General features: G+C 52.7%; 26 protein-coding genes. 14 read left to right on the top strand and 12 right to left on the bottom strand.

The window, feature by feature from the left end; translation table 11 throughout:
- Position 1: 1 nt before the first annotated feature.
- Positions 2-1,723 carry an acetolactate synthase 3 large subunit gene (locus tag ACQY8X_RS10990; RefSeq protein WP_428035185.1) on the bottom strand — a complete coding sequence of 574 codons (1,722 nt, stop codon included), beginning with the start codon at positions 1,721-1,723 and terminating at the stop codon, positions 2-4.
- Between the two features lie 423 nt (positions 1,724-2,146).
- Between ACQY8X_RS10990 and ACQY8X_RS10985 the strand changes: the two genes are divergently transcribed.
- On the top strand, positions 2,147-2,413 hold the full coding sequence (locus ACQY8X_RS10985; RefSeq protein WP_299202321.1) for a hypothetical protein: 267 nt from the start codon (positions 2,147-2,149) through the stop codon (positions 2,411-2,413).
- Positions 2,414-2,508: 95 nt separating this feature from the next.
- On the opposite strand, the gene tyrS is transcribed toward ACQY8X_RS10985, so the two are convergent.
- Positions 2,509-3,807, bottom strand: coding sequence for a tyrosine--tRNA ligase (tyrS, locus tag ACQY8X_RS10980; RefSeq protein ID WP_428035184.1), 1,299 nt, complete (start codon positions 3,805-3,807; stop codon positions 2,509-2,511).
- A 381-nt stretch (positions 3,808-4,188) separates the two neighbouring features.
- Between tyrS and ACQY8X_RS10975 the strand changes: the two genes are divergently transcribed.
- Together ACQY8X_RS10975 and ACQY8X_RS10970 are read left to right on the top strand one after the other, a co-directional pair.
- Positions 4,189-5,580: an OapA family protein gene (locus ACQY8X_RS10975; protein ID WP_428035183.1), complete on the top strand. Its 1,392-nt coding sequence runs from the start codon at positions 4,189-4,191 to the stop codon at positions 5,578-5,580.
- A gap of 28 nt (positions 5,581-5,608) precedes the next feature.
- A complete protein-coding gene (locus tag ACQY8X_RS10970; RefSeq protein WP_428035182.1) occupies positions 5,609-6,739 on the top strand; it encodes an anhydro-N-acetylmuramic acid kinase in 1,131 nt (376 codons plus the stop codon).
- A gap of 265 nt (positions 6,740-7,004) precedes the next feature.
- Here the strand turns inward: ACQY8X_RS10970 and erpA are convergent, their stop codons facing one another.
- Positions 7,005-7,355 (bottom strand): iron-sulfur cluster insertion protein ErpA, encoded by a 351-nt coding sequence (gene erpA / locus ACQY8X_RS10965; RefSeq protein WP_428035181.1) that lies wholly within the window; start codon positions 7,353-7,355, stop codon positions 7,005-7,007.
- Between the two features lie 87 nt (positions 7,356-7,442).
- Positions 7,443-8,474: an N-acetyl-gamma-glutamyl-phosphate reductase gene (gene argC / locus ACQY8X_RS10960; protein WP_428035180.1), complete on the bottom strand. Its 1,032-nt coding sequence runs from the start codon at positions 8,472-8,474 to the stop codon at positions 7,443-7,445.
- Positions 8,475-8,633: 159 nt separating this feature from the next.
- On the opposite strand from argC, the gene ACQY8X_RS10955 reads away from it, so the two are divergent.
- The 9 genes from ACQY8X_RS10955 (at position 8,634) to ACQY8X_RS10915 (ending at position 16,794) form a co-directional block, all read left to right on the top strand.
- A complete protein-coding gene (locus ACQY8X_RS10955; protein WP_428035179.1) occupies positions 8,634-10,376 on the top strand; it encodes a chloride channel protein in 1,743 nt (580 codons plus the stop codon).
- A gap of 27 nt (positions 10,377-10,403) precedes the next feature.
- On the top strand, positions 10,404-11,033 hold the full coding sequence (thiE, locus tag ACQY8X_RS10950; RefSeq protein WP_428035178.1) for a thiamine phosphate synthase: 630 nt from the start codon (positions 10,404-10,406) through the stop codon (positions 11,031-11,033).
- Positions 11,034-11,066: 33 nt separating this feature from the next.
- Positions 11,067-12,356 carry a glutamate-1-semialdehyde 2,1-aminomutase gene (hemL, locus tag ACQY8X_RS10945; protein WP_428035177.1) on the top strand — a complete coding sequence of 430 codons (1,290 nt, stop codon included), beginning with the start codon at positions 11,067-11,069 and terminating at the stop codon, positions 12,354-12,356.
- 6 nt (positions 12,357-12,362) lie between these two features.
- Positions 12,363-13,004 (top strand): hypothetical protein, encoded by a 642-nt coding sequence (locus ACQY8X_RS10940; RefSeq protein ID WP_428035176.1) that lies wholly within the window; start codon positions 12,363-12,365, stop codon positions 13,002-13,004.
- Between the two features lie 56 nt (positions 13,005-13,060).
- Positions 13,061-13,522 carry a DUF2846 domain-containing protein gene (locus ACQY8X_RS10935; RefSeq protein ID WP_428035175.1) on the top strand — a complete coding sequence of 154 codons (462 nt, stop codon included), beginning with the start codon at positions 13,061-13,063 and terminating at the stop codon, positions 13,520-13,522.
- Between the two features lie 438 nt (positions 13,523-13,960).
- On the top strand, positions 13,961-14,107 hold the full coding sequence (locus tag ACQY8X_RS10930; protein ID WP_428035174.1) for a hypothetical protein: 147 nt from the start codon (positions 13,961-13,963) through the stop codon (positions 14,105-14,107).
- A gap of 450 nt (positions 14,108-14,557) precedes the next feature.
- Positions 14,558-15,154, top strand: coding sequence for a hypothetical protein (locus tag ACQY8X_RS10925; protein ID WP_428035173.1), 597 nt, complete (start codon positions 14,558-14,560; stop codon positions 15,152-15,154).
- Positions 15,151-16,344: a hypothetical protein gene (locus ACQY8X_RS10920; protein WP_428035172.1), complete on the top strand. Its 1,194-nt coding sequence runs from the start codon at positions 15,151-15,153 to the stop codon at positions 16,342-16,344. The genes ACQY8X_RS10925 and ACQY8X_RS10920 overlap by 4 nt, the downstream gene beginning before the upstream one ends.
- 240 nt (positions 16,345-16,584) lie before the next feature.
- Complete coding sequence (locus ACQY8X_RS10915; protein WP_372597360.1) at positions 16,585-16,794, top strand: cold-shock protein; 210 nt, start codon at positions 16,585-16,587, stop codon at positions 16,792-16,794.
- A gap of 104 nt (positions 16,795-16,898) precedes the next feature.
- Here the strand turns inward: ACQY8X_RS10915 and ACQY8X_RS10910 are convergent, their stop codons facing one another.
- The 3 genes from ACQY8X_RS10910 to mrcB are packed head-to-tail and all read right to left on the bottom strand — an operon-like array spanning position 16,899 to position 20,510.
- Entirely contained in the window at positions 16,899-17,582 is a 684-nt protein-coding gene (locus ACQY8X_RS10910) for a Crp/Fnr family transcriptional regulator (RefSeq protein ID WP_428035171.1), read from the bottom strand.
- A gap of 23 nt (positions 17,583-17,605) precedes the next feature.
- On the bottom strand, positions 17,606-18,160 hold the full coding sequence (locus tag ACQY8X_RS10905) for a tetratricopeptide repeat protein (protein ID WP_428035170.1): 555 nt from the start codon (positions 18,158-18,160) through the stop codon (positions 17,606-17,608).
- Between the two features lie 4 nt (positions 18,161-18,164).
- Positions 18,165-20,510 (bottom strand): penicillin-binding protein 1B, encoded by a 2,346-nt coding sequence (mrcB, locus tag ACQY8X_RS10900; RefSeq protein WP_428035169.1) that lies wholly within the window; start codon positions 20,508-20,510, stop codon positions 18,165-18,167.
- A gap of 48 nt (positions 20,511-20,558) precedes the next feature.
- On the opposite strand from mrcB, the gene ACQY8X_RS10895 reads away from it, so the two are divergent.
- Entirely contained in the window at positions 20,559-22,130 is a 1,572-nt protein-coding gene (locus tag ACQY8X_RS10895; protein ID WP_428035168.1) for an AAA family ATPase, read from the top strand.
- A gap of 30 nt (positions 22,131-22,160) precedes the next feature.
- Here the strand turns inward: ACQY8X_RS10895 and ACQY8X_RS10890 are convergent, their stop codons facing one another.
- From ACQY8X_RS10890 to ACQY8X_RS10880, 3 genes are read right to left on the bottom strand one after another with little or no spacing between them, the layout of a single operon-like run.
- The gene (locus ACQY8X_RS10890) at positions 22,161-22,922 is read right to left on the bottom strand and encodes a heme ABC transporter ATP-binding protein (RefSeq protein WP_428035167.1); all 762 of its coding nucleotides are present in this window, start codon (positions 22,920-22,922) and stop codon (positions 22,161-22,163) included.
- Positions 22,916-23,905 (bottom strand): FecCD family ABC transporter permease, encoded by a 990-nt coding sequence (locus ACQY8X_RS10885; RefSeq protein ID WP_428035166.1) that lies wholly within the window; start codon positions 23,903-23,905, stop codon positions 22,916-22,918. Before ACQY8X_RS10885 ends, ACQY8X_RS10890 begins: the two co-directional genes overlap by 7 nt.
- Positions 23,905-24,669, bottom strand: a complete 765-nt coding sequence (locus ACQY8X_RS10880) for a TonB family protein (RefSeq protein ID WP_428035165.1) — start codon at positions 24,667-24,669, stop codon at positions 23,905-23,907. Before ACQY8X_RS10880 ends, ACQY8X_RS10885 begins: the two co-directional genes overlap by 1 nt.
- Positions 24,670-24,783: 114 nt before the next feature.
- Here ACQY8X_RS10880 and ACQY8X_RS10875 point away from each other — a divergent pair, with 114 nt between their 5' ends.
- On the top strand, positions 24,784-25,110 hold the full coding sequence (locus tag ACQY8X_RS10875) for a Rieske (2Fe-2S) protein (RefSeq protein ID WP_428035164.1): 327 nt from the start codon (positions 24,784-24,786) through the stop codon (positions 25,108-25,110).
- A gap of 3 nt (positions 25,111-25,113) precedes the next feature.
- Here ACQY8X_RS10875 and sfsA read toward each other — a convergent pair whose 3' ends face one another.
- Together sfsA and ACQY8X_RS10865 are read right to left on the bottom strand one after the other, a co-directional pair.
- Positions 25,114-25,818 (bottom strand): DNA/RNA nuclease SfsA, encoded by a 705-nt coding sequence (sfsA, locus tag ACQY8X_RS10870; protein ID WP_428035163.1) that lies wholly within the window; start codon positions 25,816-25,818, stop codon positions 25,114-25,116.
- The coding region (locus ACQY8X_RS10865; protein WP_428035162.1) for an aminotransferase class I/II-fold pyridoxal phosphate-dependent enzyme at positions 25,818-26,222 on the bottom strand (405 nt) is incomplete at its 5' end. The genes ACQY8X_RS10865 and sfsA, both read right to left, overlap by 1 nt.

Here is a 26,222-nt window from a genome sequence, read left to right as displayed (position 1 = left end):
ATCAGGTTCTCTCCGTCTTGCTCAGCCACATATCACGCATAGAGCCACGTGGTACCTGCATTGGGTATACATGCTCAAACGGATCAACGCTGATATCCATAAACACCATGCGATCTTTCAGGGAAAACGCTTCGGTCATCGCCGCTTCCAGATCTTCATATTTCTCTACTTTCATACCCACATGACCATACGCCTCAGCCAGTTTCACGAAGTCCGGCAGGGACTCCATATAAGACTGCGAATGGCGGGACTCATAGTTCATATCCTGCCACTGACGCACCATCCCCAGAGACTGGTTGTTCAGACAGATAACCTTAACCGGAATATCGTACTGACTGATGGTCGACAGCTCCTGAATATTCATCTGAATACTGCCCTCACCGGTGACACAGACAACCTCCTCATCCGGGAAGTTCATCTTCACACCCATCGCGGCCGGCAAACCAAAGCCCATGGTGCCCAGACCGCCGGAGTTGATCCAGCGATTTGGTTTGTTGAACTTATAATACTGTGCCGCGAACATCTGGTGCTGACCTACGTCAGAACAGACATAGGCATCACCCTTGGTGACTTTACTCAGCATCTCGATAACCTGCTGAGGCTTCATCTTATCCGAGTCATCGGTGCGGTAACGGCCACCGTGACGGGCACGCCACTCTTCAATCTGTTGCCACCAGGAATCTATCGCTTCTTTGACTGGCTGTTTCTTACTCTCTTTTACCAGTCCAACCATCTCCTGCAGAACATGCTTGGCAGGTCCTACAATTGGCACATCAGCCTGAATGGTTTTCGAGATAGACGCAGGGTCGATATCAACATGGATAATCTTGGCCGTCGGACAGAACTTATCCACACCATTGGTCACCCGGTCATCAAAGCGCGCCCCCACTGCCAGAATAAGATCGGCGTGGTGCATCGCCATATTCGCTTCATAGCTACCGTGCATCCCCAGCATACCGATAAACTGACGATCGGTACCGGGATAACCCCCCAGCCCCATCAGCGTATTGGTCACTGGTGCATTCAGCAGCTTAGCCAGTTCAGTCAGTTCAGTGCTGGCATCACCCATGATAACGCCGCCACCGGTATAGATAACCGGACGCCGGGCATCCAGCACCATATCGATCGCTTTCTTAATCTGCCCGCTATGACCACGGCTAACCGGATTATAAGAGCGCAGCTTAATGCTTTTCGGATACTCATAATTAAAGCGATCCGTCGGGTTGGTCATATCTTTTGGGATATCAACCACAACCGGTCCTGGACGACCACTTTCAGCAATATGGAACGCCTTCTTGATAATAGAAGGGATATCTTCAGGGTTCTGAACACTGAAGCTGTGCTTAACCACCGGACGGGAGACACCGATCATATCGGTCTCCTGGAACGCATCTTCACCGATCAGGAAGCTCATTACCTGGCCGGTAATCACCACCATCGGAATCGAATCCATGTACGCGGTAGCAATACCGGTTATCGCATTGGTTGCACCCGGGCCGGAAGTTACCAGCGCCACACCGGCTTTACCGGTGGCACGGGCATACGCATCAGCCATATGGGTGGCAGCCTGTTCATGGCGAACCAGCACGTGTTGTACTTCTTCCTGCTGAAACAGCGCATCATAGATATGCAGCAGCGCTCCGCCCGGATAGCCGTAGATGTGTTTCACACCCTCATCTCTAAGAGCGCGAATAACCATTTGTGCGCCAGAAAGTTGTTCCACAATAGTATCCTCAAATTACATGCACGAACGCATGTATAAAAATTCTGATACTGGAGGATGTTATGACGCGCCTACTGGTGTTGGTGTGTAATAACATCAACCAGCAGGCTTTTGCGAAGATGACCGGTACGGCCAGAGAAAGGCAAAAGCAACTCTTCATCCGGTGATTAAGTGTGGGTACACACTGTAAACCCGGGAAAATAAGCTGGGTGTGCTTATCAGGTTTCTGCTTCGGGGTAACCTACTTAACGCAGAAACAACTAAATTGTGACGCCATTCTGCCAGCAGTACAGGAATTGATCAAGAGACCATCGACATAAATAATATATTTTTCAGATGCTGAAACGGATAGCTGCAGACCCGTCAGCGAGAGTGCTATAGTGAGGCCATCAGACTTTCCCCTTTTCTGTCGGAGACCGTTGCATGAATACTTCGGAAATTAAAAACAAGGAACGCGCACTCAACGAATTTCTGCTGGTACTGCGCAAGATAATGGTAGAACCACACATCTGCGCCACCGCGCTGGAAATTACCCGCAAACATATTGACGATAAACACGCCAACGTAAAAATTGCGGATGAGTTATCCGCCACCACCAGCGTCAAGATTCCCGCTGTACACAGCGAAGCAGACACCCTGTTCCTGGAGATGCTCAAAGATCTGGTGCGGGACGAGAAGGCGCTGTATTAAAACTTAGGTTGTCTTAATCCAGAGTGCTCTCTGGGTATAAAAAAACGCGCTGACTCTTTCGGGTAGCGCGTTTTTTTTATTTCAGGCGACCTGAATCAGATCACAAACAGGTGGTGCTTTTTCTTACCCAGTTTCACCAGGAAGAAGCGCCCGTAAGTGCCGTTCGCAGCGGCAAACACTTCAGCTGCTTTCATGTTGTCATCCATACCTTTCTCAGCACCATTAACGATCACCGCATTTCGCTGCAGAGCATCTTTGATCTGTTTACCGGAAGCCGCCAGACCCGCATCACTCAGCAGAGTGGTCAGCGGCGTTTCCGCCAGATCAACGTCCGCCAGGCTTGATGAAGGCAGGCCATCCAGTTGCAGCTGTTCAAAATCCGCTTCACTCAGATCAGAGAGATTGCCGCTGAACAGAGCATCCGTAATACGCATCGCTGCAACCAGACCCTCTTCGCTGTGCACCAGACGGGTCACTTCCCGTGCCAGAACAGACTGAGCTTCAGGGCGACCTTCACGTTCAGCATCTGCTTTTTCCAGCGCGTCGATCTCTTCAATCGATAAAAAGGTGAAGTATCGGAGGAAGTTGTAGACATCAGCATCATTAGTCTGCAGCCAGAACTGATAGAAGGCGTATGGTGAGGTTTTAGCCGGCGACAGCCAGATAGTGCCAGACTCAGTTTTACCAAACTTAGTGCCATCAGACTTGGTAATCAGCGGCAAAGTCAGACCAAAGGCCTTGTTGCCGTTCATACGCCGGGTCAGCTCGGTACCACCAGTGATATTACCCCACTGATCAGAACCACCGATCTGCAGGGTACAACCATGGCTGGCGTTCAGTTGCTGATAATCGTAAGACTGCAGAATCATGTAGGTAAATTCGGTAAAGGAGATCCCCTCACCTTCCCGGTCAATTCGCTGTTTGACCGACTCTTTAGCAATCATCTGGTTAACGGAGAAATGCTTACCGACATCCCGCAGGAAGGTGAGAATATCCATCTCCCGGGTCCAGTCGAGGTTGTTTACCACTTCAGCACTGTTTGCGCCGCAGTCAAAGTCGACAAACTGACTCACCTGACCTTTGAGCTTTTCAACCCAGCCAGCCACGGTGCTGTCATCGTTAAGTTTGCGTTCCTGTGCTTTAAAGCTCGGATCTCCGATCAGACCGGTGGCACCACCCACCAGCGCCAGCGGTTTGTGGCCAGCTTGCTGAAAACGCTTCAGCGCCAACAGCGGCACCAGCGAACCGATGTGAAGGCTGTCGGCGGTAGGATCGAAACCACAATAGAGGGTGACAGAACCTTCAGCCAGGTGTTGTTCCAGCTCCTCTTCACTGGTCATCTGCGCGATCAGTCCGCGCGCACTGAGATCCTGTAACAGTGTTTTATCTGTCATTGCCGTCTATTAACCTTCACAAAATAAGTAGTAATTATGGATTGGGGGCATATTCTACCCTTCCACATTAAATCCGACAAACCTATGATGTTCGGATCAGACAAAAGCCGACACTTTCTTCAGGTCTGGCTGCACTCTGCTGAGATCAGTCTTACTGACAAAAGCTGTCAGACAGAACTTTCCTGAGCAAATGCGTTCTGATAGAGCTGACCGGACGCCTCCACGGCAGCAGCAGACTTAAAAAAGAGACAACTATCTCTGTGGATGCTGGACTTTTCACTTAATGTGTAACGATTTTCGCCGATACAGGGTGAATATTTCGATTATGTGACAGCATCCGGTATAATTCAGCGATTTTTATGCATACTGAGGTACAGCGCCGTGTTTCTAGTTGAACGGTTAAAAAGGCATCTCCCGATCACCCACCTGATGGCGGTCATCATCTGTACAGCCATTATCGGTCTGACAGCGATGCTGATGCCCTCTGCGGAAGCGCCCGCTTCAGACGCGCCAACGACATTCAGCCAGCCTCAAATCAACGACTCAGAACCACCGTCTCCATTCGGTCTACAGTCTGCCACACCACATGCAGATAAGACTAAGCCCGATCAGATGGCGATGATGTCACCCGCAGCCCAGCCAGCGTCCCCTCAGCCAGAAGAGCAGAAACCAGACGTTTGGCAGGATGTGACCGTTCGCAGTGGCGATACCCTGACCTCTGTGTTTCAACGGGCGGGTCTTAGCAGCCGGGATGCTTTTCTGGTGAGTGATGCCGTTAAAGGCACTGAAGCGCTGAAACGAATCTACCCTGGCCAGACCATCAGCTTTGTTATCGACGATAAACAGTTGGTTAAACTGAAGCATATCAGCAATCAACTGCAAAGCACTCTTCTAAGCGCCACCGATCAGGGCTACAGCGTTAAAGAGATAACCAAGCAACCTGATATCGAGTCCCGTTTTGCTTCCGGCACCATCGAAAACTCCCTGTTTCTTGATGCCTCTGCTGCGGGCCTGTCAGACAAGATGATTATGGAGCTGGCCGCGATTTTTGGCTGGGACATCGACTTTGTTCTCGACCTGCGTCAGGGCGATAGTTTCAACCTGATCTACGAAGAGAAGTTTCTCGATGGCAAAAAGATCGGCGAAGGCGACATCCTCTCTGCCCAGTTCGTTAATCAGGGTGAAACCTATACCGCTATCCGCTTCACCGACAGCGATGGCAACAGCCGTTATTACACGCCGGAAGGCGACAGCATGCGCAAAACGTTCCTGCGCAGCCCGGTGGATTTTGCCCGCATTAGCTCTAGCTTCAAATCACGCCGTAAACACCCGGTACTGGGTCTGACCCGCGCCCATAAAGGCACTGATTATGCTGCGCGCACCGGCACGCCGATCAAAGCGGCTGGCGATGGCAAGATCATCTGGCGCGGCAAGAAAGGCGGCTACGGCAACTGTGTGATCGTCCAGCATGGCGGTAATATCACCACCCTCTACGGCCATATGAACAACTTCCGTAAAGGCCAGAAAACCGGCAGCCGGGTCAGTCAGGGTGATGTAATCGGCTATGTCGGCCAGACCGGACTCGCCTCCGGCCCGCATCTGCACTACGAGTTCCGCGTTAATGGTGTGCATAAAAACCCGCAAACAGTGAAACTGCCGCAGGCTGCATCCATTGATAAAGCGGAGCGTGAAAAGTTCTTAGTCGTGGCCGAAGCATCATTGGCACAACTGGAATCATTCAAAGCGACTCAACTGGCATCAGCGGCTAACTGATATCAGCATCCGGCAGGCAAACACATCGATGAGCAGCTCAACCCATGACCCAATGAATGCGCCCCTCTATATAGGCCTGATGTCGGGTACCAGCCTGGACAGTATCGATGCGGTAGCAGTTCGCTTTGAACCGGCATTTGAGCTGCTCGCCTGTCATAGCGAACCGATCCCTGCTGCTATTCATGCGGCCACCCTGACGCTGTTCAACCCCGGTGATAATGAGATTGAACGACTGGGACGACTGGATCTTGAGCTGGCCGAACTGTTCGCCACCGCTGTCGAAAACCTGATTCAACTGAACGCTTTTGAGCACCAGCAGATCGCCGCGATTGGCAGCCATGGACAGACTATTCGTCACCGCCCCGAGGCACATTTCACCCTGCAGATCGGTGACCCGAATCTGATCGCCGAACGCACCGGCATTACCACTATCGGTGATTTCCGTCGTCGCGATATGGCCGCAGGCGGACAGGGCGCGCCGCTGGTGCCCGCCTTTCACAATGCGCTGTTTCGTCACCCTGAACATAACCGGGTGCTGGTGAATATCGGTGGCATGGCTAATCTGACTATTCTGGAAGCCGCTGGAGATAAGCCGGTACTCGGCTACGATACCGGCCCCGGCAATGTGCTGATGGACAGCTGGATTATGCAGCACAAAAGCGAAAGCTATGACCGGGATGGGCGCTGGGCCGCTACAGGCAAAGTACTGCCAGCGCTACTGGAAAAACTGCTGGCACTGCCCTACTTCAGTGAAGCGCCCCCTAAAAGCACCGGCCGGGAGCAGTTTAACTGCGACTGGATAGCACAGATGGTCGCGTCATTAGACAGTCAGCCGCAACCTGAAGATGTGCAGGCAACTTTACTGGAGCTAACTGCCGTTTCCATTGCCGATGCCATCAAAAGCCACCAGCTGAAAGACCTGCAGGTCTTTCTCTGTGGCGGCGGCAGCCACAACAGCCTGCTGAAAACCAGGTTGACTCAACTGCTGAAACCACACTCTCTGAGCACCACCGCAGAACTGAGCCTTGATCCGGACTGGGTTGAAGCGGCGGCATTTGCCTGGCTGGCCTACCGCACCCTGAAGCGGATGAGCGGTAACGTTCCGGAGGTTACCGGCGCGGCAGGTTACCGGCCGCTGGGGGCAATTTACTGGGGTTGACTAGCCTGAAACTTCAAACCTAACCCACCGCCAACAATGGAATCAGCTGATTCTTATTCACCATCAGGTCAGCCAGGGTGTATTTTCGCAGCGTATCGATAAATGCCCGCATCCCTTCATCGTCTGCACATACCCCAGCTTAGCCAGCTACCCGATCACTTTAACCATATAAATGTATATCTCCCATGTACTGGGCTAATCAGGAAGCCTGAAAAATAAAAAAGCCAGCAGATGCTGGCTTTTTAAATGTTGTAACAGATGTTAATCAGATCGAGAAAGAAGATCCGCACCCGCAGGTAGTGGTAGCATTAGGATTATTAATCACAAACTGCGACCCCTGCAGGCCCTCTTTGTAATCTACCACCGAACCTACCAGATACTGATAACTCATCGAGTCAACGACCATAGTGACGCCATCGTTATCGATAGCGGTGTCATCTTCAGCAACTGCCTCATCAAAGGTGAAGCCATAAGAGAAACCCGCACAACCGCCACCGGTAATATATACCCGTAGTTTAAGGTTGTCGTTCTGCTCCTCTTCGATCAGACTTTTCACCTTGGCCGCCGCGGAATCGGAAAACACCATATCCGGCTGCTGGTCAGTCATCTCTGTCATATCTGCTCCACTAAAAATCGTTTTACCTGTTCAGGTAGGTATTATCTATTTAACCAACTAAAATAGTCAAGTATAGATAGTAAACCTTTACGGCATCATCCCTGCGTGACGCAGACCTTCGGCTTCATCAAAGCCAAACATAATATTAAGGTTCTGAATCGCTTGCCCGGCAGCGCCCTTCACCAGATTATCAATCACTGACAGCACCACGACGGTGTCATCATTCTGCGGCCGAAACACACTGATACGACACATATTGGCGCCTTTAACGCTGCGGGTCTCTGGCAGGCTGCCAGCAGGCATCACATCGACAAACGGCTCATTCGCATAGCGCTGTTCAAACAGCTCCTGCAAACCATCGGTCGGATCTTTGAGGATGCCGTAAAGGGTGGCATGGATACCCCGGATCATCGGCGTCAGGTGGGGCACAAACGTCAGCCCAACAGGACGGCCAGCGGCTTCACTCAACCCCTGTTTCACTTCTGGCAGGTGACGATGACCGGCAACCGCATAGGCTTTCATACTTTCACTGCTTTCACACAGCAGCGAGCCGACACTGGCACCACGACCGGCACCGCTGACACCAGACTTAACATCGGCAATCAGACGACGATGATCAATCAGGCCGTTTTCCACCAGCGGCAGAAAGCCCAGCTGGGTCGCGGTTGGATAGCACCCCGGACAGGCGATCATCCGCGCGGTTTTAATCAATTCCCGGTTCACTTCCGGCAGACCATACACCGCTTGCGCAGCCAGTGCCGCACTGGTGTGTTCCATGCCATACCATTTAGACCAGAGTTCCAGATCTTTAATCCGGAAATCCGCCCCCAGATCGATCACCCGCACACCCCGCTCTACCAGCTCAGGTGCCATCTTCATCGCCACCCCATGGGGGGTCGCGAAGAACACGGCATCGCACTGTGCCAGGGTATCCACATCCGGTACCGTAAACTGCAGATCGTAGTGACCACGCAGGTTGGGGTACATATCGTCAATTCGCAGCCCTTCCTCAGATCGGGAGGTAATCACCTCGACCGATACTTCAGGATGGTTCGCCAACAACCTTAGCAGCTCTACGCCGGTATACCCGGTGCCGCCTACGATACCTACTTTGATCACTTTGACCTCACAAATCGTTCTACGGTTTTCTATTCAGTCTGCGTATGATACAAACCCTTGAGGGGCATTACTATTGCGTATAGATAAAATAGGCAATCAAAAGCCCATCCGCTAAGGCTTTCTATCACGCGCGTTTAAAAACAGGCTGATCAGTTTCCGATGTTCAAAGACTCCCTATCATTCGCTCACTTCCGAAATCGGCTGGCTCATGCAGAGGCGCTGCCGCAGCTGGTGCTGCTAGGGATTGTATCCGGGTTGGTTTCCGGCATGGTGATTCTGGCCTTTCGGCTGATGATCGACCTGCCACTGGAGTTCTGGTTGCCCGGTGGGCAGAGTGAAAATTTTGAAGGACTGCCTGTCTGGCTGCGCATGGTATTGCCAGTTGTTGGCGCTATCGTGATCGCATTGCTGTTCTGGCAACTGTTACCGTCCACCCGAAAAGTGGGGGTTGTCCATGTACTCGAACGCCTCAGCTACCACCAGGGCAGTTTGCCAGCCAAAAACATGCTGGTACAGTTTTTTGGTGGTGGTATTGCCATGTTAACCGGTCAGTCAGTGGGCCGGGAAGGACCAGCAGTCCATCTGGGTGCCGCCTGTGGCAGTCTTATCGGCCAGGTGTTTAAACTGCCTAACAACACGCTGCGATTGTTAGTCGGTTGCGGTGTGGCAGCGGCGATATCCGCCGCCTTTAATACACCGCTGGCCGGAGTGATCTTCTCCATGGAAGTGATTCTGATGGAGTATACCGTGATCGGCTTTACTCCGGTGCTGGTTGCCTCGGTTACCGCAGCCCTGCTGATCCGGGTAACCTACGGTGTGGAGTCAGCGTTCACTATCCCCGCACTGCAGATCCAGTCGGTCGCCGAAATCCCGTTTGTGATTCTACTGGGGATTATCTGTGCACTACTCGCTGGGGGGTTTATCCGCATTATGATACAAACGCAAAAGTCAGTTAGCTGGCCTCTGGGAATCAAACTCCTGATTGCAGGCACGCTAACAGGTCTGGTAGGGATCTGGTATCCACAGGTGATGGGGCTCGGCTATGACACCATCTCTGAGGTTCTGCAAGGAAATATGGGGCTAGCCCTACTGACGGGGCTGTTAATCGCCAAATGGTTACTGACACCGATTGTGCTGGGACTGGGTATTCCCGGCGGACTGATCGGGCCGACACTCTATATTGGGGCAGTGGCCGGCGCCACCTTCGCCGTGCTCATTGCCCATTATACCGGTGAGAGCAATTCCGGTGTTGGCTTCTACGCCATGCTGGGCATGGGGGCGATGATGGGAGCGGTGCTCAACGCACCACTGGCGGCCCTGATCGCACTGCTGGAACTGACTGGTAATCCCAATATTATTTTCCCCGGCATGCTGACCATTGTGGTCGCCAGCACCGCCGTGCGCTTCTTTTTTAATCAGCCATCAATTTTTCTCAGCTCGCTCAAGGCCCAGGGACTGGACTACCGCCAGGAACCCCTGACTCAGGTGCTTTCACGACTGGGGGTCGCCAGTGCGATGAATACCCGTTTTGTCCGCTGCGAGATGAAAATCAACTGTGAATCAGCGATAAAAGTACTCGAACAGCGGCCAGAATGGCTTATTCTGGAAGATAAAAAAGGCATCCCGCGCTATCTTCTGCTGCCCGCCGACCTGCAATACTTTATCGACCGGGAGGGCGAACTGCACGGTTTTAACCCGCAGCTGGAGCTGGACCTTCTCGAAGTGCCCGCCATTCGTAAAGATATCGTTTCACTGGGTATTAATGCGACACTCAAAGAAGCCCTGGACAGGATGAACAGTGAGCGCCTTGATGCCTTGTGGATACAGAACTACAGCAAAGAGATTACCGGCACCATTACCCGGGAACAAGTCGAACAGTTCTATACTCAGAAAACAGATTAAGCCGCCAGCAGAGCAACCAATCAGCCGATGAAAAAGTTTCAGTTACAAGGCCTGTATGCCATTACCGATAGTACTCTTATGCCCGATACCGACAGCATGCTGTTTCAGGTGGAGCAGGCCTTGCGCGGTGGCGCTCGGATAATCCAGTATCGGAATAAATCTGCCGATCAACCCCGACGCCTTCAGCAGGCACTGGCCCTGGTTGACCTGTGCAATCAGTTCAACTGCCCCCTGCTGATCAATGACGATACCGAGTTAGCCAAAGCCTGTTGCGCTCATGGCGTTCATCTGGGGCAGAGTGACGGCAATATCCGCCAGGCCCGTGAATATCTTGGGTCTGGCGCGATTATCGGCAACACCTGCCATAGCTCCCTCGAACTGGCGCAGATCGCCTGTGAGCAAAGCGCTGATTATGTGGCCTTTGGCGCGTTTTTCCCTTCCAGCACCAAACCCGATGCCACACCCGCCCCCATCGGTCTGCTAAGTGAAGCAAGATCAACACTAGCCGTTCCGGTGGTAGCGATTGGTGGCATTAATATGGATAATGCAGGGCAGGTAATTTCAGCCGGGGCGGATATGATCGCAGTGATCCACAGTCTGTTTGCCAGTGATGATATTTGCGCCCGGGCCGGACAGTTCAGCAGTCTTTTTAACTGATCCGCTCACGACACGAATTTAAGAGAGTTCAACATGTCCCGTTCAGAGTCTTTATTTCAGGCCGCACAGGCCCATATCCCTGGTGGTGTTAATTCACCGGTCCGCGCCTTTAAAGGCGTCGGTGGTACGCCGATCTTTTTCAAGCGCGGTGAAGCGGCCTATCTGTTCGATGAAGACGACAAGCAATATATCGACTATGTTGGCTCCTGGGGGCCGATGATTCTCGGTCACGCTCACCCATCAGTGATGGATGCAGTGCGCAAAGTAATGGATTCCGGGCTGGGATTCGGTGCGCCGACAGCGATTGAGATCGAGATGGCGGATAAAGTCTGCGAGATGATGCCGGGCATGGATATGGTGCGGATGGTGAACTCCGGCACCGAAGCCACCATGAGTGCCATCCGTCTGGCCCGGGGTTATACCGGTCGTGACAAGATTGTGAAGTTTGAAGGCTGCTACCACGGTCACTCTGATTCCCTGCTGGTAAAAGCCGGTTCCGGCATGCTGACGCTGGGCGAGCCAAGCTCTCCGGGTGTACCAGCCAGTCTGGCAGAACACACCATCACCCTCACCTATAACGATATCGACAATGTCCGCGAAGCCTTCGCCGCAGCGGGCAACGATATCGCCTGTATTATTGTTGAGCCAGTGGCGGGCAACATGAACTGTATCCCACCGGTTCCGGGTTTCCTCGAAGGACTGCGTGAGGTCTGTGACCAGTACGGTGCTGTGTTGATTCTGGACGAAGTAATGACCGGCTTCCGGGTCTCACTGACCGGCGCACAGGGCTATTACGGCGTAGTTCCTGATCTGACCACCATGGGCAAGGTTATCGGCGGTGGCCTGCCAGTGGGTGCCTTCGGTGGCAAGCGTAAAATAATGGAACATATCTCGCCACTGGGCCCGGTTTATCAGGCGGGCACCCTGTCCGGCAACCCACTGGCGATGGCCGCCGGTCTGGCGATGCTGAACGCCCTTGAGGAAGAGGGTTTCCACGAAAAACTCAGCGCGAAAACTGAACTGCTGACACAGGGTTTTGAAGCGATGGCACTACGTTATGGTGTGCCCTTCACCACCACCCAGGTCGGCGGCATGTTCGGCTTGTTCTTCACCGATCAGGAACAGGTCACCTGTTTCGCTGAAGTGATGAAGTGCGATGCCGCGAAGTTTGGCCGCTTCTTCCACGGTATGCTGGAAGAGGGTATCTATCTGGCACCATCGGCGTTTGAAGCGGGCTTTATGTCTCAGGCACACACCGAAGCGGATATCAACGCTACCATCGAAGCGGCTGGGCGGGTATTTGCCAAGCTGGCAGCGGAATAATCAACGTTGTTCACTCTGGCACTGGTTGCGCTAATCATCAGTTCAACGGTCTCAGCACTGCTGCTTAAGCGAGCGGCTGAGTGCCTGACTGATGATCAGCCTAAAGCAACGCTCCAAGCCGCATCCCTGAGCCTGGCGTTTATCGGTTTTGCCGCCCTTGCTGACCTGCTGATAGCACTGTTAGTTGTCAGCAGCGACATGGACCTGCAAACCTTCCAGCGTCTGCTGAGCAATCTGGCCTACTATGCCGCCATCCCATTGCTGGCAAGCGCCATGTTGGTCAGTGCCCGCAACAGCCACTGGAGTCGTCCAGCCTGGGGGCGCTGGCTGATCGGTCTGTTCGCCCTGTTTGAGCTGTTACGGCGGATGGAACATGGCGAGATCTATACGCAGGTGGTGGCGGTTGCCGTCAGCGCTGTTATGCTCGCCGCAGTCTTCATGACCAGCCAGAAGCGACTGCGCAATGCTACCCTGTTAGCAGCCCTGAATATGGCGGTCGCCCTGTTGCTAACCGGCCCCGGTAATCTGGTCGCCAGTCCACTCACAGATAACAACTATCTCTATCCACTGCTGCTGGCCGGCGCCCTGCCCCTTAGCGCAATGGCAATCAAGCAGATGATTCGGTTTGATCTCCGACAAATTAAATAAACAGGTTTAAATTAACAAGCAACACTTACTTATCAATCAATAAACAAGGAAGAGCAATGAATAAACTCCTTATTGCAACAGCTGTAGCAACATCCCTCTTAGCTGGATGTGCCTCCGTTCCTATGGAAAGCAAAGAAAAAGCTGATATAGCTAAGAAATTCAATCCCCCATCAAACGAAGAAAATGCAGGGTTATATATTTACCGTGCTGGCGTATTTGGCGCTGCTCTGAAAAAGGATGTGTGGGTTGACGGCAAATGTATTGGAGAGACCGCACCCGATATATTTTTCTACGAAGAGGTTGGCGGAGGAGAAGAGCATAAAATATCAACTGAATCGGAGTTCTCTCCTAACGATCTAATGGTGAAAACAGAACGTGGAAAGAATTATTTTGTTAGACAATATATAAAATTAGGGGCCTTTGTCGGCGGTGCTGGATTGGAGTTAGTCGATGAGGAGAAGGGAAAAAATGAAGTTGCGCAATTAGAGATGGCCAAAAAGGGGTCATGCAGTAAATAGAAATTAAGGCAGAGTAACTTTCGTTTTTTATGTTTTACTCTGCCTCTTTTCTCTGTTTTCCAGCCAGTGCCTTAGATCAATAGAATGAAGGAACACCTTACCAGGAGTCGGCGAAATAGCCGTGGATCGTCGAGTCCATATCGAGCAGCTATCTGTATTTTTTACTTCTGGAACAGCCTTCCCACCTTAGTGCGATGTCAATTAATCAGATGGTTCGGTTTTATCAGCAGAAGAGAACGTCAGAAAGACTGGTCAGGCTTTATCTTCCCGGGATGAGCTTTCCCTCACGGCAGGTCACTGGAATTTCACTCTGATCTGATGCACTATCCGCCAGGTTGGATAGTGAGATTTTACCTGTACTCCAGCAGGCACAACCGACAAGTCCCCCCTATGATTAGCCCCACCTATTGTCAAAGAATGGCCCACTACAACGCCAAAATGAATAATCAACTCGACAGCGCCTGCGCCACGACTCCCGGTCAACAACGCCGGGCAGAAATAAAACTGTTCTTCAACTCGATCCATGGCTCTCTGAATCACCTTATGTTTGGCGATATTGCCTGGTTATCCCGCTTTATGGGCTGAGATGATGAGGTGCCTGAATTTGTCGGCATCCTCTTCCCGGATCTCTCCGAACTCACTGACGTAAGAAAAGAATAGGATCAGAAAATCATCGATTGTTTGGATCATCTGGAGTACAACTGGCTGGAGAGCGATTTTTTCTATGTCAGTAAAGTGGATGGAACATCGCGGACCAACCTGCAGGGTTGCCGGTCACTCATATGATCAACCTCAGCACTCATCACCGGGGGAAACGCACTGCAGCCCTATGTCAGCTGGATATCGATTTTGGTGTGACCGATCTGCCCTTTGTGCTTTAGACCAAACGTGCAAAAATGATCAGTCCGGGAATATCTGCATGATTAACAACCTGATTTGCGTTTTATAAGCCTCATCCAAATGTCCTGATATACTGTACCGAATAGCCTGACCACGACGGCATTATTTCCATCACCCTATAGCAGGACACCGGTTATGAAGAGCTTCCTCCGTGATAATCCCACTATCGCTTTTGGTCTGGGTTTACCTCTGCTGCTGGTTGTGCTGTTTATACTGATATCCGGGGTCCCCACGCTTCTGGTTGCCCCGCCGCAATACGATCTGCTGTTCGCCACCGAATATTATAATTATCAAAGCGGTGTGCAGATTTCGGTGATCAACCGCTCGGTTCAGGTCATCGATCTGGGCAATATGCCAAACAACCAGAAACCCCGTATCTGGCGCTATAGGGTGGCTACCGGTGCAGTACAGGAGATCGCTTATATACTGCCCCCTACTCCGACCAGTACAAACCTCCAGGACGATGCTAACAAAACGCCACAAACCACCCTGATTGATCTGCCCGACCTGCAGGGTGTGACAGTTGATTCATCCAGCATTGCGCCGGATGGTTACGCGTTTAGCGTCGGCGACGGTGGGTCGCGGAATATCTTTGGTGGTTTGTTTTACGCCTCCCGTTATCGCAATGCCGCCATACTGACCAAGAGTGGCCGCAGCATCAGCCTGCCTGATATCGATGGCCGCTACTACCGGGGTAACACCCACTTTATCGGCTGGGTTGTGTCACCATGACCGCGCTACTGGTGGTGATCGTCCTGATCCTGTTAATCGGTGGCGGTATCTGGGGATGGCCACTGCTGGCAGGACTGCTGGGCACCTCCAGCGTGACCGATAAAGCCGGAGCCTTAACACATATCACCCAGCTGATGAATACCTATGACATCACCCCCGACGATGTCGATACCGCGTTTCATGCGCAGGCCGATGCCAGAGGATCGGCTGAACATCGAAGTAAAAGCGATATTGTCCGAACACTGTTTGCCTACCTTGGCGGCATTTTCATTCTCGCTGGCATCAGCACCTATATCAGTATGTTCTGGGATAGCATGGGCGGTGTGATGCGGGTTCTGGTGACCCTCGGGGTGGGCTATATCCTGCTGGTTGTGCTGATCTCCGCCCTGCATGAAAACCGCTTTCCCCGACTCATTCTGCCACTGACCATCGCCTCGGTGGGCATGATGACTAGCGGCTGGTTTGTGCTGATTCACGAAGTCTATCCCCAGGGTGATAACTGGCGTGCCGCCGTGCTGTTCGTGTTCGCAGTGATAGCCCTGCACCAGGGCGCACTGTTCCTCAGATACCGACGCACAGCACTGCTGTTTACCGGGCTGTTTTTCAGCTATGGTTTTCTGGAAGTAGGACTCGATATGCTCGGCGTCCCCATCGCCTATATTGCCATTGCGCTGGGTGCCTCGGTTTTTCTGGTGGGCAGTGCGCTGGAAAAAACACCCTATAAGCTGCTGGCAGAACCGGCTTTGTTAATCGGGGTCTGCTGGCTCAACAGCGGCCTGTTTGATCGCATCGACCTATTCACATCCGCCAACTGGGCCAGCCTGATCACCGGCCTGTGCGTCATTTTGACCGCTTACGGCATCCACAGATCGGGACGTTATCCCCGTCTGATTGCACTGGGATACTTTATCGGTTCGATCATGGCCTACACCGGCTTATTCGACCTGCTACAAAACAGCCCGGCAGAACTGCTTTATCTTGCGGTTACCGCCTCAGGACTGTATGCCTGTGTCGTGCTACAGAGCCGCGCCTTGCTAATCACCACGGTAGTAGCGATGCTCGGCTTTATCGCCTATTTCTCAGAGAAGTATTTTGCCAACTCCCTGGGCTGGCCAATCACGCTGGTAGTAATTGGTGTTGCGTTCCTCGGGGTCGGCGCAATCGCCATCAAAGTAAAACAGCGCATATGAATAGTCGGAGCGGCTTCAGCGACAAACGACACCAGCATAAAAAATAAATAAAAACAGAAACTTATAGACACTGCCCAATTAACTCTATAGAGTGATCAGCAGCTAGAAAGAAGTCTCATATTTACATCCTACATTTCGTTGTTTTATTCGTAACACCACGTCCTGCAGTTTCTAAGTCTTAGTCTACAATTTCATGCATTTCCGCCTTTCGAGGCACACCCTAAATTTCAGGATATTATTATGTCTAATACAACAACTGGCACGGTTAAGTGGTTCAACGAAACTAAAGGTTTTGGTTTTATCGAGCAACTGTCTGGCCCCGATGTTTTCGCTCACTTCAGCGCAATCGTCAGCGATGGCTTTAAAACGCTGGCAGAAGGCCAGCAAGTACAGTTTACCGTTACCAGCGGCCCTAAAGGTCCACAAGCTGAGAACATTGTAGCGATCTGATCGATGGCTGCTTTTAAAAAAGGGCAAACCTTCCGGGTTTGCCCTTTTTTGTTGTCATGTTTTTATGAAGAACGAAGCAGGAAAGCACATAGCCACGCGATAACTCAGTGTCCGAAAGCCCGCAAGCCCGGCAGATCCTTCACTCTAATCTCAGCACCATTCACCTCGATCAACGCCTGATCTTTCATCTCTTTAATCAACCGGGAAAAGGTTTCAGGCTGCATACCTAACTGAGACGCGATCAGTTGCTTAGCCATCGGCAATTCAAACAGACACTGCTGCGCCGCCGGATCAGGTGCCAGCCCGAATAGATAATTTCCCAGTCGGTGGCGAGTATTTTGCAATGTCAGAATTTCGATCTCGCTGATCCGCTTATGCAGCTTTACCGCCATCCCCCCCATCAGATGCATCGCTGCCTGGGGGTCGGCCAGCAGCAGGGACTTGTAAGGCTGACTGACAATTGCCACCACCTGGGTATCCCCCATCGCCTGCGCATTGAGGGGGTAGTGGTTCTTTTCCAGAAACATCAGTGCTTCAGCAAAAGGGTCTCCGGCATGAATGACTTCCATCACCTTCGCCTGACCATCGGGGGAGAGCCGAAACAGCTGCATACTGCCGCTCTTAACAATATAGAAGTGCTTCGATTCCTCACCCTGATTAAAAAGCGTCTCACTATTTTTCAGGCTGATCAACCGGCAGTGAGGCAGCAACTTCTGCCGCTGCTCTGCAGAAAAAGTCTGAAACAGAAAGTGACCCGCCAAAAAGCTTTCAATAGCTGAATCACTCATCGCCTAGTCCTAATAGTAGTAAATCAATACAGATTGGCTTTATCCCGGGCATCCGCGGCACCGTTATGATCGCCTCCCTCACTGCGGATATCGGCGATTAAAAACCACAATTTACGTTCCAGTCCGGATTTTCCACGGGCCAGTGTCAGCCCTTTAAGCGCAAACTGCTCGGCCTGCAGATACTGCCCCTGCTGACGACGCAGGTCGGCAAGCCGATAGTAAACATGGGGGTCACGGGGCGCGATCCGCTGGGCCCGCTCAAGGCTGCTTTGCGCTGCACTATACTCACCCAGCTGCTGCTGTTCCTGAGCCCCCTGTAACAGGGCGATAACCGCAGGGTTGCTATTGGATACCGGTGTTGGCGCAGCCACCTGCGTATTTGTTACGGTAAACCCCTGCCCCGGATCAATCGGTGTCGTTACCGCCACATCGGAGCCTGCGCTCGGATCAGTGACCACCCCATTTCCAGGCACCGAACGATCTTCGACAATAGGGTTTATATTGGCATTGCCCCCCATACATCCTGCCAACAATGAGGTTAAGAGCAGCCCACAGCCTGTCGTTATAACTTTCTTCATCTGTTTATTCCGATCTGAACCAGCGCTTGAGAAGATCAAGCGGATTACTGATAACATTATCACCGCACCCGGACGATTCCTTCGGTTCGGTGCCCTCAATAAATGGTAATTGCCGGGCCCCCTCACACCCTTCGCCGGACATCAATCCGGTTGCATCCTCAACCCAATGATACTTGATTGTCTCCGGTCTTTCCGCCATAAATGGCTGCGGCCGGGCACGGGCCATAAATTCAGTCCAGACGCGTAACGCTCCGCTACTGCCGGTCAGCGGCAACGGTTTGTTATCATCCAAACCCAGCCAGACGACAGCCAGGCGATCACCGGCAAAGCCGGCAAACCAGCTATCCCGCTGATCATTAGTGGTACCGGTTTTTCCCGCCACCGTCAGCCCCTGAGGTAAACGACTATACACCGAACGGGCGGTGCCTTCGCGCACAACCTCCTGCAGGGCATACTGAATCAGGTGAACCGGGCCGGAGGCAACAGTCTGCAGAATGTTATAGGAATAACGTGACAGCTCTTCATTGTGGCTGTCCGTTACCATGCGAATGGCCCGCATCGGCACCTGAAAACCGTTACCAGCGATTGTCTGATAAAGCTGAGCGACTTCCAGTGGAGAAAGTGCGGTAGAACCCAGCAACATTGATGGATATTCATCAACATCCCGCTGCAATCCCAGCCGTTTCAGCATATCCACGACTTTTGGGGTACCAATCTCCAATCCCAGCCGGGCCGTGGACTGATTGTAAGAGTGTGCCAGTGCGGTATGTAGTGGCACCGGCCCATGACTGGTACGGCTGTAATTCTGTGGTTGCCACAGATCGCCGTTGGGCAGCTTTACTTCAATCGGCTCATCCTCAATGATTGATGCGAGGGTATAGTTGCCCTCCAGGGCCGCCAGATAGACCACCGGTTTAATCAGTGAGCCCACCGGACGCTGCGTGTCCAGCGCCCGGTTGAACCCCTGATAGCGAGTGTTTCGCCCGCCGACAATCGCCAGCACCTCACCGCTTAACGGATTGCTGACCACCATACCGCCTTCCAGTTCTTTAACCGGCTGACCATAGCGTTTTTGCAACTGCCCAACTACATCGACCAGACTGCTTTCAGCCTGCGTCTGAACGATCGGATCGAGCGCGGTGAACACCCGCAGTCCTTCACTGTTAAGCGCTTCTTCGGGATACTCTTCGCGCAGCTGCCGCTTCACCAGATCCAGATAGGCGGGGTAAGCCCCCTTAAGCAAGCTCTGCTGTTTGACGACGCCGAGCGGCTGCTTCTCAGCGTCCAGTCGTTCCGCCAGCGTGATCGTGCCCTGCTCCTGCAACACTTTCAGTACCAGATTACGCCGTTCGGTAGCCCGCTGCGGATGGCGTCGGGGATCATAAAACGAAGGACCTTTAACCATCGCTGCCATCAACGCTACCTGATGCAACTTCAGCTCACGGATCGGCTGGGCAAACAGATACTGGCTGGCCAGGCCAAAACCATGAATCGCCCGGGCACCCTCCTGCCCCAGATACACTTCGTTGAGATAAGCCTCAAGAATCTCATCCTTGCTGTAATGCAGATCCAGCAATACCGCCATCGGAATCTCTGCCAGCTTGCGTGACAGCGAGCGTTCAGAACTAAGATAGAAGTTTTTAATCAGCTGCTGCGTCAGGGTACTACCGCCCTGAACAAAGCGTCCCGCTTTGGCATTCACCACCATCGCCCGGGCAATCCCCCGGGGCGAAATACCGAAATGACTATAATAGTTGCGGTCTTCAATGGCGATCAGCGCATCCGTCAGATACGGTGGCGCCTCAGACAGCTGAATAAGATCACGGTCTTCATTGTCTTTCGGATAGATTCCCCCAATCAGTACCGGTTCTAAGCGTGTCAGCGGCAGCTGGCTGCCAGACTCATCACGGATACTCCTGACGCTATCACCATTGAAGTCAATCAGCAGTTTACGGGCCTGCTCCTGTCCATCAGGAAAATCAAAGCCACGGGTATATACCCGTACCCGGGAGGTCGCCCATTCGGCGCTGCCTGGCTGAGTCGCACGGGAGGTAAAATGGTACCCCAGTCCCTTCAGCTCTATTTTCAGATCATCACGGCTAAGCTGCTGACCGGGAAAAAGTTCCAACGGACGGGCATAGACTTTTGCTGGTAACGCCCAGCGTTTACCTTCAAATTTGGCCCTGACCTGGGCATCCAGATACACCAGTCCGGCCGCGCAAACCACCAACATAACCAGGGATATTTTCAGCAACAGTTTAACAACCCGGCGTATCCAGGAGGGCTTATTTGGCGGTGTTTTGCGACTCTTTTGGGAACGGGATGCAGCTGCCCCTCTCTTTTTTGCCATTGGCTACGTATAATCCTCTATGAATTCCGGTAACTACTTAAAAAACATATGACTCAAGAACTGATCACAGCCCTGTCAGATCCAAACAATTATCCTCATCCGGTCGCCGACATCCGGGTGATAGAGACGCATATCTCCTGGGTAATTCTGACCGGCGAGATCGCTTATAAAATCAAAAAACCAGTCAATTTTGGGTTTCTGGATTTTACCAGTCTGGAGAGTCGCAAACACTACTGTTATGAAGAACTCCGCCTTAATCAGCGTTTAGCCCCGGATATTTATCAGGAAGTCGTCGCTATTTGTGGCACGCCAGCGAGCCCTAAGTTAACCGCCCCTGAATTAACCACTCCTGAACCAGAGTCTGCTAGCACGCCGTTTGAGTATGCGGTCAGAATGCGGCAGTTTGATGATTCCCTGCGGCTAGACCGACTACTGCAGAAAAATGCCCTGACAACCGCCCATATCGATGCCCTGAGCCAGCAGATTGCCAAGTTCCACTTGCGCGTGCCCCATGCCAGCACTGATGGCCCCTGGGGAGAACCCGATACGATCTGGCAGGTGGTCAGTGATAATTTCGCCCACACCGGCGAGCATCTCGACTCACTTAACGACTGGATGGAATTACAACAACTGGCGTACCAGATAAGTCAGCAGTTCCGTAGTCTGTCCTCGAAGATTGTGCAACGCAAGCGCGAGGGTAATATTCGTGAGTGCCATGGCGATCTTCATCTCGCCAATACCACCCTGCTGAACAATCAGGTACGGCTGTTTGACTGTATTGAATTTAATTTAGAGTTTCGCTGGATCGACACTATCTGCGATCTGGCATTCCTGCTGATGGATCTGGAAGCCAATCAACAACACTCGTTTTCCAGTCGCTGTCTCAACCGTTATCTGGAAATTACCGGCGATTATGACGGCACCCAGCTACTCAACTTTTACAAAGGCTACCGGGCGATGGTACGAGCCAAAGTGGCAGTGATCGGGGCGACATGCGATCTGCAGGAATACCGCCGCTATATCAAACTGGCACTCAGCTATGCCAATAAACCCTCCCCGGTACTGTTCCTGATGCATGGTGTTTCTGGCAGCGGTAAAAGTTATCTCAGCCAACAGCTGCTGGAACGCAGCGATGCGATCCGTATCCGCTCCGATGTCGAGCGCAAACGACTGCACCGGGAGTTTAGCCGGAAGGGCGAAAACCTCGAACTCTATGGCCATGAGATGAATGTACATACCTACAACCATCTCAAAGCGCTGACTGAAAAACTCCTGAGAGTAGGTGAATCGGTGATTGTTGATGCCACCTTTATCCGCATCAGAACCCGGAAAAACTACCTGAAAATGGCGCAAAAACTCAGGATTGAGCTACGCATTATCGACTGCAGCTGCAACCCGCAACTGATGCAACAACGCCTTGAGACCCGCAAGCAGGAGGGGGCAGATGCCTCCGATGCAGACCTATCTGTTATGCTGAAACAGATGGAAAGCAAGCAGCCGTTAGAAGACGATGAACTAAGCTATAGTTACCACATTGATACCGGTGCCGAAAAACCTATCGACGCACTGTGCCGGCAGATCAAACAAGACCCGCTGATCAGCCTGCCGCTGAATGCCTGAGGCTATATAGCAAGCCGTTAAAACACGTGCTTATACAACCCCACTGACAAAAACCGGATGCGGCTCGCTGGCGACCTGATGTACTGGCACAGAATAAAGTTCACTCAGTGATGCCGCGGTCATTACCGTAGAAACGGGCCCCTCGGCAACCATCCGCCCCTGTCGCAACAGAACCACCCGGTCAGCCAGCTGCGCAGCGAGGTTAAGATCATGCAGAACACAGCACACCGCCACCCCCTCATCCGCAGTGACGCGGATGCGTTGTAGTAGTAGCTGCTGATATTTCAGATCCATCTCACTCACCGGTTCATCCAGCAAGACCACCTGACAACCGCTGCCCACTTGCGCCATGACACGGGCAACCTGCACCCGCTGCTGCTCGCCACCGGAAAGGGAGGTATAATCACGCCGGGCCAGGGTGTCCAGCTCAAATTGCGCCAGACACTCTGCGACCCGTTCCGCCGTAGCATCTGCACCAAGCCTTAAAGGGTAGCAGCCCAACGCCACCACCTCTTCCACCCGAAAGGGGAAATTAAGGGGCTGTTGCTGGGTATACATCGCCAGCAACCGCGCTCTGAGTTGCGAATCAATACCGCTCAAGAGCTGCTGATCAAGCAGAACCTGCCCGTAATCCGGGGACTGCAATCCCGACAGCAGCGCCAGTAGTGTTGATTTACCGGCACCGTTAGGACCCAACAGCACGGTAACCTCCCCCTGTTTCAGCGTAACACTGACATCCTCTAACAACATTTTACCGTTGCGCTGCAAACTGAGATTCGCCGCTGTTAACATACTCTCAACTCCCGCTTGCGCCGGGTTAACAACAACAGAAAAAATGGCCCACCGACTAACGCCGTGACAATCCCCACCGGCAGCTCTGCCGGGCTGACTAAAACGCGGGAGATAATATCAGCCACCGTCAGTAATACGGCCCCCAATAAGCCTGACAAAGGTAATAAGCGGCGGTTATCAGGGCCAGTTAACAGACGCACCAGATGAGGCACCACCAGCCCGACAAAACCGATAATACCGGTCAGAGCGACCACAGCCCCCACTCCAAGTGCGATGAGCAGGATCATGACCCGCTTACAACGCAGCACATCCAGCCCCAGCAAGCTTGCCTGCTGCTCTCCCAGCAGCAACAGATTGAGCTTTTCGCCATAGCGGGGCAGCAGCCATAACACCGGCACAGCCGCCACCAGCAGCACCAGCAGATCCTGCCAGCGACTGTGGTTCAGACTACCCAGCAGCCAGAAACTCAGTTGTCGCAGCTGCTGATCCGCCGCCAGATATTTCAACCCACCCAGCCCAGCCAGGGCGATCGCATTTATAGCGATACCACAGAGCAGCATATTGGTCACCGACACGCCCTGCAGCGTAACCGATAAGCGCGCCACCAGCAGAGTTGTTAACACCCCGCCGACAAAAGCAGCCAGCGGTAGCATCAACCCCCCTAGCAGATAAACCGAACTACCCAGAAACACCATCATCGTCCCGGCACTAAGCGCAGCACCCGCGGAGATACCGATCAGTCCTGGGTCGGCCAGCGGATTACGAAACAGCGACTGAGCAGCAGCGCCAGTAATCGCCAACAGAGAACCCGCCAGCAGCGTCAGCAGCAAACGTGGCAAGCGCAACTGCCAAAACACCTGGCTGGCAACCGAACCATCAAACACCTCCGTCAGGTCAACCGCTACCGGGCCGGTGGCCAGCGACAACATCATCGCCAGCAGCAACATAAACCATAATATAAACAAGAGATTGCGATGACTCATCAGTGGTTTTCCAGAACAAAGTCAATCGGTACCCGCACATAGGATGCCACCGTCTGACCATTCACTTTTGCGGGCATAAACTGCCAGCGCTGCACCGCACTGCGGGCCGCCTGATCCAGCAGATCAGAACCTGAGCTCTGCTCCAGTTGCAAAGCCTCAATACCACCATCACGGCCAATCTCCACACGGATAATAACCTGCCCCTCTATCCCCCGCTTACGCGCCAGGCGCGGGTACACAGGGTATTCAGGAGGGATCATAAACTCGGGATTCGACTGATAGAACGGTGCGCTTTGTTGCGCAGTCGACTCAGGCTTATCCACAGCAGACGTGGCCGCCCCCGTAGACGTCTCTGTTTTAATATCATCAGCCTGGGTTAGTAGCGGTTTGAGGTCAGGTGGAGGTCTGAGGGCTGACTGGCGTTGAAGGTCAGTCTCAGCCTGAGCCAGTGAGGCCGCGGGCACAGCACTATCGTGGATCGCCCCGAACGCTTTCTCCTCTGCCAGCGGTGTTGTCCAACCTTCGGTCTGTTTTTCGACCTGTCGGTCTGGTTGTTGCTGAGTATCAACGGCATCTTCAGTATCTGCGCTGTCATCACCCCGGGAGGCAGTGACCGTAACGTTCAACGGCTGTCCTCCCAAGCGAACCAAATCCGCAGAATCCAGCCAGCCACCCCCTATCAGGGTCAGATGCACAGCACCAGACACAAACAGGGTGATCATAAAGATGCGCAACTCAACCAGAGTCGCTAACAGACTGTTCACAAATTCAGGCTACACTATGTAAAGGTATAATTAGTCACAAAAGTTGGCGATTATAATAGCAGTATCAGCGCCACAGTCTGATATTTTCTCATGGGATGATTAGACGGATTCACTATGACGACTGTTACACCCTTATTCAATATCAGTGAACTGGCAGACAACAGTGCCAAAGGTTTAGAGCTGAATCAGCGCAACTTGTTTGCCGTCAGCCACAAAGGACAGATCTACCTGTATGAAAACCGCTGTCCACATAAAGGCGTTCCACTGGAATGGATGCCAGACACTTTCCTCGATATCGAAAAGCAGTTTATCCAGTGTTCCACCCACGGCGCACTATTCACTATCGATGAAGGATTCTGTATCGCGGGCCCCTGCTCCGGAGCCCGCCTGACAGCGGTTGCCTGTGAGATTATTAACGGTCAGCTCTGTCTGGTGGAGTAACGCTCAGAGCTGTACCGGCAACGGATGACTGATAGTCACTTCCTGTGGCGTAATCGTCGCACCATAGGCATAGACTTCAACCCCGGCGGCCACCGCTTCACGCAGTAACTGGCCATAGGCAGGGTCGATATGATCCGCCGGGCTAACCTGTTGAATTCCGGTATGCGGTACACAGAACATCAGCACTGCCCTATGTCCCTGCGCCACCATCAGCATCAGTTCGCGCAGATGTTTCGCCCCACGGCTGGTGACGGCATCTGGAAAGGTGCCACAGCCATGCTGTTCCAGCAGCGTGACATTCTTGATTTCGACATAACAGAGTGGTCGCTGAGACGCTTCAAGCAACAGGTCGATACGGCTGTTCTCGTCGCCATACTTAACCTCCTGACGAATCAGATCATAGCCCTGTAGCTCACTAATAACGCCCGTTTCGATGGCTTCGCGGATCAGCGCATTCGCCCGGCCAGTATTGATACAGGCCCAGAAGCGACCTTCCACCTGAACCAGTTCCCAGCCAAACAGATATTTGCGCTGCGGATTTCCGGAGTCCTGAATCCAGACTTCGCTACCGGGGTCGGCGCAGTTTTTCATCGAGCCAGTGTTGGGGCAGTGCACCGTCAACTGGCGACCATCATCCAGCTCAATATCCGCCAGAAACCGTTTATAGCGCTTAATCAGCCGGCCAGACTGCATATTCTCCAGCTGCATCAGCTCAACCTTTGCTGAAGTCGATGGAGTGCTTTTTCAATCTGCTCCACACTGGTGGTATAGGAGAACCGGATATAACGATTTGCCCGGTATTCGCCAAAGTCGATCCCTGGTGTGACCGCCACTTTATCCCGTTCCAGCAGTTCCCAGCAGAAATCAAAGGTATTGTCGGTAAACCTCGAGGCATCGGCATAGACATAAAACGCCCCCTCCGGCATCAGCGGAATCTCAAAGCCCAGCGCCTGCAGCCCCCCGACCAGCAGATCCCTTCGCGCTCTGAACGCTTCCCGGCGTTGTTCAAGAATAGCAATAGTCTCGGGCTGAAATGCCGCCAGCGCGGCATGCTGCGCGATTGTGGGTGGCGAGATAAACAGGTTCTGCGCCAGCCGCTCGATATCCGGGAC

The sequence above is a fragment of the Amphritea sp. genome (genome assembly GCF_050300915.1).
Lineage (GTDB): Bacteria > Pseudomonadota > Gammaproteobacteria > Pseudomonadales > Balneatricaceae > Amphritea.
The sequence above is the reverse complement of the archived record's forward strand: the minus strand, read 5'-3'. Positions and strand labels throughout refer to the sequence as shown.